This is a genomic window from Paenibacillus ihuae (genome assembly GCF_001368795.1).
GTDB classification, from domain to species: Bacteria; Bacillota; Bacilli; order Paenibacillales; family Paenibacillaceae; genus Paenibacillus_AQ; species Paenibacillus_AQ ihuae.
Genome location: NZ_LN831198.1, coordinates 3,885,772 through 3,892,143, shown reverse-complemented (window position 1 = coordinate 3,892,143; position 6,372 = coordinate 3,885,772). Strand labels below are relative to the sequence as shown.

The 6,372-nt window shown below is 51.6% G+C and carries 5 protein-coding genes and 1 pseudogene; 5 read left to right on the top strand and 1 reads right to left on the bottom strand.

Annotation, left to right across the window (positions count from 1 at the left end; genetic code table 11):
• Positions 1–398: 398 nt before the first annotated feature.
• The 3 genes from AQR02_RS17990 (at position 399) to AQR02_RS17980 (ending at position 3,616) form a co-directional block, all read left to right on the top strand.
• A complete protein-coding gene (locus AQR02_RS17990) occupies positions 399–1,745 on the top strand; it encodes an ABC transporter substrate-binding protein (RefSeq protein WP_054941653.1) in 1,347 nt (448 codons plus the stop codon).
• Positions 1,746–1,822: 77 nt separating this feature from the next.
• Positions 1,823–2,761 (top strand): carbohydrate ABC transporter permease, encoded by a 939-nt coding sequence (locus AQR02_RS17985; RefSeq protein WP_054941652.1) that lies wholly within the window; start codon positions 1,823–1,825, stop codon positions 2,759–2,761.
• Between the two features lie 6 nt (positions 2,762–2,767).
• The gene (locus AQR02_RS17980; protein ID WP_245237534.1) at positions 2,768–3,616 is read left to right on the top strand and encodes a carbohydrate ABC transporter permease; all 849 of its coding nucleotides are present in this window, start codon (positions 2,768–2,770) and stop codon (positions 3,614–3,616) included.
• 76 nt (positions 3,617–3,692) lie between these two features.
• Here AQR02_RS17980 and AQR02_RS17975 read toward each other — a convergent pair whose 3' ends face one another.
• Entirely contained in the window at positions 3,693–4,547 is an 855-nt protein-coding gene (locus AQR02_RS17975) for a helix-turn-helix domain-containing protein (protein WP_054941651.1), read from the bottom strand.
• Positions 4,548–4,673: 126 nt separating this feature from the next.
• Between AQR02_RS17975 and AQR02_RS17970 the strand changes: the two genes are divergently transcribed.
• Both AQR02_RS17970 and AQR02_RS34555 read left to right on the top strand, forming a co-directional pair.
• Positions 4,674–5,819 (top strand): DUF2264 domain-containing protein, encoded by a 1,146-nt coding sequence (locus AQR02_RS17970; RefSeq protein WP_054941650.1) that lies wholly within the window; start codon positions 4,674–4,676, stop codon positions 5,817–5,819.
• An 80-nt stretch (positions 5,820–5,899) separates the two neighbouring features.
• Positions 5,900–6,372, top strand: a pseudogene (locus tag AQR02_RS34555) (hypothetical protein); the annotation flags it as partial.

Below are 6,372 nucleotides of genomic sequence, written 5' to 3'. Positions count from 1 at the left end.
TGATAATAGGAAATTAGCTCATAGCTGAAAAATGACAGGAGTGCGGCGATCAGCAGCGCAAAAATGGTCATAATCAGAATAATGCGGCTTTTTATTGTAGATCTTCTTCTCGTGATGATTCTCTCCTTTGGCCGGACAAGAAATATAATGAAGCGGTTACATAAACACCATAGCATATTCCTTTAACGCAAAATAGGGGGGGAGGCAGGAACGGAGGATTTTACAGGTTTTAGATAGAAAATTTCAGGTTTAACGCGGAGCAAGACGAAAAAGAACATAAAAGTGAATGATCTGCGGTTGAAAATGCATGCCATTCTGGACGGGAACCCGCTAGAATTTGACTTAGCAACAGAAGATGATTCATAGTCAACAAAACAAGCAGAAAAGGGGATATTTAAATGAATCACAAAAAATTATACGGCATGACCTTCGCTACAATGCTCTCGTTGAGCGTACTGGCCGGGTGCTCCGGCAACAACAATGATGCTAATAATGCTGCTGCCACAACGGCTCCTTCTACTGGAAGTAATGCAAGCGCTTCCGCCGAGCCGGGCCAGGATCCTGTTACTTTGAAATGGGCGCTGTGGGACTGGGAAGCCACCGCATACTACAAGCCGCTGATCGAAGCCTATCAAAAAGAGCATCCGAATGTCACGATCGAATACGTCGATCTTGGTTCTACTGACTATATGACCATGCTGAGCACACAGCTGTCAGGCGGCGCGGATCTCGATATTCTTACCATTAAGGATATCCCCGGATACTCCAATCTGGTGAAGCAGAATCACCTGGAGCCGCTAAAGGGATTCATGAGTGCTAACAGTATTGACCCTTCGCTGTACGGGGGTACGGTTGAACAGATTGAAGTGAACGACGAAGTGTATGCGCTTCCGTTCCGCAGCGATTTCTGGATTGTCTACTACAACAAGGATTTGTTCGACAAAGCGGGAGTAGAGTATCCGACCAACGATATGACATTCGACCAATATGATGAGCTTGCGAGAAAAATGACCTCCGGCAGCGGGGCGGAAAAGGTGTATGGAGCCCATTATCATACGTGGCGCAGTGCGGTTCAGCTGTTCGGCATTTTGGACGGCAAGAATACGGTGGTCGATGGAAACTATGACTTCCTGAAGCCGACCTATGAGCGGATCCTGAAAGAGCAGGAAGACGGCATCGTGATGGATTACGCCACCTTGAAGACGTCCAGCACCCATTATTCCGGCGTCTTCTACAACAATTCCGTTGCCATGATGAACATGGGCAGCTGGTTTATCGCCACTCAGATTGAGAAGGTGAAGAGCGGCGAATCCCAGGCAGCAAACTGGGGCATCGTGAAATACCCGCATCCGGAAGGTGTAGAAGCGGGAACAACGCTGGGCACGATTACTTCTCTCGCCGTGAACCAGAAGTCCGAACACAAGGAAGCTGCGCTTGATTTCATGAAATTCGTGACTGGCGAAACAGGGGCGTCTGTGATTGCCTCCACCGGTACAATCCCGGCGATCAAGAATGATGCGGTTATCAGTTCTATTACATCCATTGACGGTTTCCCTGCAGATGAGAACAGCAAGGCGGCCCTGACAACCGTGCAGACCTATCTGGAAATGCCGATGCATGAAAAAAGTGCCGATATTGAAGTGATCGTGAACGAAGCACACGACAACATCATGACCAAAAACGCGACGATTGACGAAGGAATTAAGGATATGAATACCCGTGTGCAGGAGCTCTTGAACAATTAAGCGGAAGGATAAAGTAATTCTCAGGGGGCGGGCGGAGACCCGCCCTTTTCATAGAAGGAAGGTTTGGAGGAGAACGAATGCAGAATGAAACCGTATTGCGGCCTGAAAAAGCTCCTAAAAGCTTGCTGTCCAAAGGCGTCCGGGATCACCTGGTAGCTTACAGCTTTATTGCGCCGAACTTTATCGGCTTTGCGATTTTTACACTGGTGCCGATGTTCTTTGCTCTTTTTCTGGCGTTTGTGAAATGGGACGGGGCCAATCCGATGGAGTTCATCGGGTTCGATAACTTTGCCCGCCTGCTGAAGGATAAGACCTTCCATAAAGCGCTGTGGAATACGATTGTCTACACGATTGGCGTGGTTCCTTTTACGATGGCGGTTGCGCTCGCGCTGGCCATTCTGCTTAATCAGAAGATTATTGCCCGTAATTTCATGCGGACGGTGTTCTTCTTCCCCTATGTCGCTTCGCTGGTAGCGGTGGCGGCGGTATGGAACTTTATCTTCAGTCCTACCATGGGGCCCGTCAACAATATCCTGCACCTGATTTCCGGCGTTCCGATTGAGGATCTTCCCCGCTGGGCGGCGGATAAGCAATGGGCGATGTTCACCGTTATCCTGTTTACTGTATGGAAGAACATGGGGTATTACATGGTGATCTATCTGGCAGGCCTTCAGGGCATCAACCCTGAACTGTATGAAGCGGCTGAGCTGGATGGCGCAGGTGCCTGGAGAAGATTCCGCAATGTGACGGTTCCGCAGCTGGCACCTACAACGTTTTTTGTACTGATGATTCTGGTGATCAATTCGTTCAAGGTCTACCATATCTTTATCAACCTGTTTGCCGGTGCCGACAATCAGCTGAACGACTCTACAAGAGTGATGGTTTATCAAATCTATAATACGGCGTTCCGTTCGCTCGATTACGGATATGCCAGCGCCATGGCCATTGTATTGTTTCTGCTGGTACTTGGGATTACCATCGTCCAGTTCCGCGGCGAGAAGAAGTACGGACAATAGGAGGATATGAACGATATGGTAGGTTCGAATAAAACAATCAGAATGGGCACAATGGTGCTTGTATATGCTCTGCTGGCTGCGACAGTATTCTGTATGCTTGTTCCATATCTCTGGATGCTGTCCTCTTCACTGAAGCTGAATAAAGACGTCTTCTCCTTCCCGATGCAGTGGATTCCGGCGAATCCGCGCTGGGAGAATTTCGTGGATATCTGGACCAAGATTCCGCTCGGACGCTTCATTTACAACACGGCAAAATTATCTGTAATCGTGACGATCCTGCAGCTGCTGACGTCGAGCTTTGCGGCCTATGCGTTCTCCAAGCTGCATTTTAAAGGAAAAAACGTGCTGTTCCTCGGCTATATTGCCACTATTGCGATCCCTTGGCAGGCCTATATGGTGCCGCAGTTTATCATGATGCGTTCTTTGGGACTCAACAACACTCATCTGGCGATTATTCTGCTCCAGGCCTTCTCGGCCTTCGGGGTGTTCCTGATGCGCCAGTTCTATCAAGGGGTGCCGGATGAATTATGTGAGGCAGCACGGATCGACGGCTTAAGTGAATACGGGATCTGGGCGAGAATCATGCTGCCGCTGTCTAAGCCGGCCTTGTCCACCCTGACGATCTTCACCTTCGTCTCTACCTGGAATGACTTCCTCGGGCCGATGATTTATTTGACCAAAACCGATTTAAAGACGATCCAGATCGGGCTGCGCATGTTCATTTCACAATATTCAGCCGAATACGGGCTGATTATGGCCGCCAGTGTAGTTTCGATTATTCCGGTAGTCATTGTGTTCCTGGCGCTGCAGAAGTATTTTGTGCAGGGGGTTGCGGCTTCGGGGATTAAAGGCTAGGAGGATATTGGCCGGCTGTATTGAACCTGGCAGACTGCGATGTGAGCAGGCTGCCGGGTTTTTCTATCAGGGGCGGTTATATTCCGTCTTTCTTCGCTGTTTGCTTACCGTATTTACCGGGCGGGACGCCCGTGATGTTCTTGAAGGTGCGGATGAAATTGGCATAATCATTGAAGCCGGTCTGGTAGCACGTATCGGACACGGAGGTTCCGGCGGTTAAGAGCTGCTTGGCTAATGCGATCTTTTTGAGCAGGACGTAACGGTAGATCGTGCCGCCTGTCTGCTGCTTGAACATATGGCTGAGATAATATTTATCGACACCCAGTTCCGCGGCAATCTGCTCCAGGGACAGGTTCATCTGCAGATGGTTGTCGATATAGCTCATGGCGGACTGGATGTGTGATGATATAAGGCTCGGAATGGCAGAACGGTTATGGCTGTACAGCTCACCCACGAGTACCAGGAGCTGAATCAGATAAGTCAGGGCCAGCACCTCGCTGCCGTATTTCGGGTGTTCCAGCAGTTCGGTCAGACGTAAGGACAAGGACATATACTCTGCAAGCTTCGGTTCATCCATATGTGCGAGATTATGCTCTCCGGGCTGGCGGTTCTGGAAGCAGGACAGCAGATTCGTGCTTGCGGTACAGAAGGGATACACGAGCGGCGCTTTAAAATGAATCGTTAACCGTTCATAGGGCTCGGCAGACAAATTGATAATTTTATGAATCTCGTGATTGTTGAATAGGAGCACATCGCCCCGCTGCAGGGGATAGCTGTATTGATCCACGAATCCGTTCACCTTGCCGCCCAGGAACAGGAAGATTTCGTAATGGTCATGGATATGGAAATCCCGGGTAGGGGAGACCGGCGAATTGCCGATTCCCGCCAGAATATCGCCATCGAACACCTGATAATACTCAGCATGTTTCATACGGATAGCCGCCCTTCAGATTCATCGCAAGAAACGCAATAAATCAGCATTAATCGCAAAGACATTGCATTAACACAACAGTAAACTATAGAAGAAGATTGCGCAAATAGAGGAGCGAAACGATAGATGAATGATACGGGACAGCGTAAATACTGGCTGGATACGATGTTGCGGATTGGACATCCGGTACTGGATGCACTTAGCCGGAGAAAATTAAAGGAATCATTACCTACGGAGTTTCACAATGACCGGAGCAGCTTTGCCCAGCTCGAAGCCTTCGCCAGACTGGCCTGCGGAATGGCCCCCTGGCTGGAGCTGGAAGGGCTGGAGGGGGAAGAGGAGCAGCTTAGAGCCCGCTATGCCGGGCTGATGCTGGAAGCTATCGATGCGGCTACTGATCCGGCTTCACCGGATTACATGGATTTCCGGACCGAAGGCCAGCCGCTGGTCGACGCGGCCTTTCTGGCCCACGCACTGGTGCGCGCACCGAAGCAGCTTGCCGGGCGGCTGAATGAGCGGGTCAGAGTCAATGTAACCGCGGCTCTTAAGCAGACGCGCCGGACCGCACCGAGCGGCAGCAACTGGCTGCTGTTCAGCGCCATGGTTGAAGCCGCGCTATACATCCTCGGGGATCCCGAATATGACCGGATGCGCGTCGGGTATGCCCTCCATATGTTCATGGACTGGTATAAGGGGGATGGCGTATACGGGGACGGCAAGGAGTTTCACTGGGATTATTACAACAGCTTTGTCATTCAGCCGATGCTGGTCGATGTGGTATCCCTCTTTGAACATGAATCGGGGCAATACGCTGAATGGAAGCCGGTTATCGTGGAGCGGGCGCGGAGATACGCAACCGTCCTGGAGCGGATGATCGCCCCGGATGGAACGTATCCGTTCACCGGCCGCTCCATTGTCTACCGATTTGGAGCGTTTCAGCTGCTGTCGCAGGCGGCACTTCAGCATTTCCTGGAGCAAGCGCTTCCGCCGCAGCAGGTGCGCTGCGCCCTGACCGCAGTGATCGCCCGGATTATGGAGTTTCCCGGCAACTTCGATGGGGACGGATGGCTGCGCCCGGGGGTATACGGCTACCAGCCGGAGCTTGCCGAGAGCTATATCAATACGGGCAGCCTCTACCTGTGCGCTTCCGTATTTCTGCCGCTTGGCCTGCGTCCTTCCGACCCCTTCTGGGCGGGGGAGGACATGAAATGGACCTCGCAAAGAATTGCTGCCGGTGAGAATGTGATGCGGGATTCTGCCTTGGGCAAGTAAGCTGTTTGAACTTTAAAACACAGAAAAAGGGAAGGAGCGGCGGAGGGGGATTTTGGGAACCGTGACAGGAGGAAGAAGGCATGAATAAGCAGGAGCTTTTTGAAACGGTGCTGGAGATGAAGCCGGTATCCATAGGCCTGTATTATCCGAATGGAGATACAGATGATTGGTGGAAACAGGCAGCAGCGTCCGCACACTTAGCGCAGGAGATCGCAGAAATCCGTGCGGAGGGGCAGAGACTGGACGGGCAGGCGATACCGGAGCTGACGGCTGAGCTGTTGTCCATGTTCGCACGGACGGGTTCGAGACTTCCGTATGAGGAGGTCTTCTTCGAACGGAGAAGACGGCTGAACACGTATGTGTTTCTTGTCTTGCTGGAGCCGGAGAATCCGCGGCATTTGGAGCAGCTGGAGGATATCGTCCGGGCGGTATGCGGAGAGTACACCTGGTGTCTTCCGGCGCATCTCCCCCGGGAGCATCAGGCGGGAGATATCGACCGCTACATCGATCTGTTTTCTTCCGAGACCGGCTTTACGCTGAGCGAGATATCGCT